The organism is Filifactor villosus (assembly GCF_042652965.1).
GTDB classification, from domain to species: Bacteria; Bacillota; Clostridia; order Peptostreptococcales; family Filifactoraceae; genus Filifactor; species Filifactor villosus.
Map to the genome: position 1 here is coordinate 1 of NZ_JBHSHL010000037.1, position 2,891 is coordinate 2,891.

General features: G+C 35.0%; 4 protein-coding genes. All 4 read left to right on the forward strand.

Annotated elements, in window-relative coordinates; translation table 11 throughout:
- Positions 1–1,293, forward strand: a 1,293-nt coding sequence (locus ACFO4R_RS08730; RefSeq protein WP_379788711.1) for a type I restriction-modification system subunit M, incomplete at its 5' end; no start/stop codon positions are given.
- Positions 1,294–1,350: 57 nt separating this feature from the next.
- Entirely contained in the window at positions 1,351–2,364 is a 1,014-nt protein-coding gene (locus ACFO4R_RS08735) for a virulence RhuM family protein (RefSeq protein WP_379788712.1), read from the forward strand.
- Positions 2,354–2,500: a hypothetical protein gene (locus ACFO4R_RS08740; RefSeq protein WP_379788713.1), complete on the forward strand. Its 147-nt coding sequence runs from the start codon at positions 2,354–2,356 to the stop codon at positions 2,498–2,500. Before ACFO4R_RS08735 ends, ACFO4R_RS08740 begins: the two co-directional genes overlap by 11 nt.
- A gap of 5 nt (positions 2,501–2,505) precedes the next feature.
- Entirely contained in the window at positions 2,506–2,856 is a 351-nt protein-coding gene (locus tag ACFO4R_RS08745; RefSeq protein ID WP_379788714.1) for a restriction endonuclease subunit S, read from the forward strand.
- Positions 2,857–2,891: the final 35 nt, after the last annotated feature.

Genomic DNA, 2,891 nt, shown 5'->3' on the forward strand with positions numbered 1-2,891 from the left:
ACCTCCTCTGTTTTATACGAGTATCTCACATTTTTTACGTTTTGTAAAGTATTGCGTAGACACGCTCTAGCCAATATCTTTAAGTCCATTGAAGGAAGTGCGGTGGGATTTGCATCAGAGGATGACATCAAAGGTCTGTTTGAAGATGTCGACACGACCAGTAATCGTTTAGGATCAACAGTAGCAGAAAAAAATAAAAGATTGGCGGATATACTGACAGGCATAGCCGGAATTAACTTTGGAAACTTTCAGAATAACGATATAGATGCCTTTGGAGATGCGTATGAATATTTGATTTCAAATTATGCGAGCAATGCCGGCAAATCAGGTGGAGAGTTTTTTACTCCACAAACAGTCTCTAAACTTTTAGCAAGACTTGTTATGGATGAAAAAACAAGTATTAATAAGGTATATGATCCTACCTGTGGTAGCGGGAGCTTACTTTTGCAAATGAAAAAGCAATTTGATGAACATATCATTGATGAGGGTTTCTTTGGTCAAGAAATCAATATGACCAATTTTAACTTGGCTCGTATGAATATGTTTTTGCATAATGTGAACTACAATAACTTTTCAATCAGAAGAGGAGATACGCTTTTAAATCCATTGCATAAAGATGAAAAGCCCTTTGATGCCATTGTTTCAAATCCTCCTTATTCAATCAAGTGGGTGGGAGATGCCGATCCTACTCTGATAAATGATGAGAGATTTGCTCCGGCAGGGAAGCTGGCACCGAAGTCTTATGCCGACTATGCCTTTATTATGCATTCATTATCCTACCTTTCGAGTAAAGGTAGAGCCGCTATCGTATGTTTTCCGGGGATCTTTTACAGAAAAGGGGCTGAAAAAACGATCAGAGAGTATCTTGTGGATAACAACTTTATTGATTGCGTCATTCAGCTTCCGGAAAATCTCTTTTTTGGAACATCCATTGCAACTTGTATCTTAGTGATGGCGAAGAATAAGACCGAAAACAAAATTCTGTTTATCGATGCGAGTAAAGAATTTAAGAAGGAAACCAATAACAATATTTTAGAAGAAAAGAATATCCAAGCGATTGTCGATGAGTTCAGAAACAGAACGGACAAAGAATATTTTTCAAGATATGTAGACTTATCCGAAATAGAAGAAAATGACTATAATTTGTCGGTGTCCACCTATGTGGAAAAAGAAGATACAAGAGAAAAAATCGACATCAAGGTGCTGAACAAACAAATTGAAGAAACGGTTAAAAGAATCGATGAACTCAGAGCCTCTATCGACAAAATCGTAAAAGAGCTTGAAGATGAGTAAGGAGTATAAGAATTTAGTTATTCGAAAATTTCGAACAACTAAGGGGGAATGGGTAAGATGAGTAATGAAATTATTTTATACAATACGGAAGATGGAAAGTCAAAAATAGAACTTCATGTAGAAAATGAAACGGTTTGGTTAAACAAAAAGGAACTTGCTGAGCTTTTTCAGACAACAAGGCAAAATATAACCAAACATATTAAAAATATATTCGATGATGGAGAATTATATGAGAATGTGGTATGCAACTATAAGTTGCACACCACTGAACATGGTGCGATTTCAACAAAAACTCAAACAAGAGAGCTGGCTTATTACAATCTGGATATGATTTTGGCAATCGGGTACAGGGTGCGTTCCGTTCGTGGCGTGCAATTTAGAAATTATGCAACTACCATATTAAAAGAATACTTGATCAAAGGCTTTGCTATGGACGATGAAAGACTTAAAAATCTTGGAGGAGGCAATTATTTTAAAGAGCTGCTGGATAGAATTCGTGATATTCGTTCAAGTGAAAAAGTATTTTATCGTCAGGTTTTAGATTTGTTCTCTACAAGTGTAGATTACAATTCAAACAGCGAAGAAGCGAAACGTTTTTTTGCAACTGTTCAAAACAAACTTCACTATGCCATTCATCATCATACAGCAAGTGAGTTGGTTTGTAGCAGGGTAGATGCAGAAAAAGAATTTATGGGACTTACAATTTTCAAAGGAGAGTTACCCACATTAACGGAAGCAAAGATAGCAAAAAATTATTTGAACGAAAAGGAATTAAAAAGTTTAAATTCTTTAGTTTCGGGATACTTGGATTTTGCAGAAAGACAAGCAGAAAAAAAAGTTGTGATGACTATGAAAGATTGGATAGATCATGTAGATAGAATATTAACTGCAACCGGAGAAGATTTGCTCAAAGATAATGGAAAAGTATCAAGACAACAAATGATAAAAAAAGTTGAAAAAGAATACAAAAAATATAGCGAAAAAACTTTGTCTCAAGTGGAAAAAGATTATTTAAGCGAGATAAAATCCATTGAGCAAAAGGCAAAAGAAGGTGGCAAAGATGAGAAGTAATAAAACGGGAAATGTTTTGATTTATCGCTTGTCTGATGAAAAAGTGGTATGTGAAATTTTTGCACATACCATTGAATACGTGCTATTAAAAGAATATAACGGTTTCCAAAATGGAAATAGTTTAAAAAGAAGGTGATAACTATGAGTAAGATAGACGAATTATTAAAAGATGAAAAAGTGGAGTGGAAAAAACTGGGGGAAGTTTGTGAATTTCAAAGAGGTCAAGCTATAACCAAAAAAGATATTATTGAAGGTGAAGTGCCTGTAATTGCAGGTGGACAAAAGCCTGCTTATTATCATGGAGTTAGCAATAGGAATGGAATAACTATTGCTGTTGCGGGTAGTGGAGCATATGCAGGATTTGTGAGTTATTGGGAACGACCGATTTTTTTAAGTGATGCGTTTTCGATAGAACCAAATGAAAGTTTAAATAAACGCTATTTATATCATTGGATGTTAGAGCGTGTCTACGCAATACTTTACAAAACGTAAAAAATGTGAGATACTCGTATAAAACAGAGGAGGTT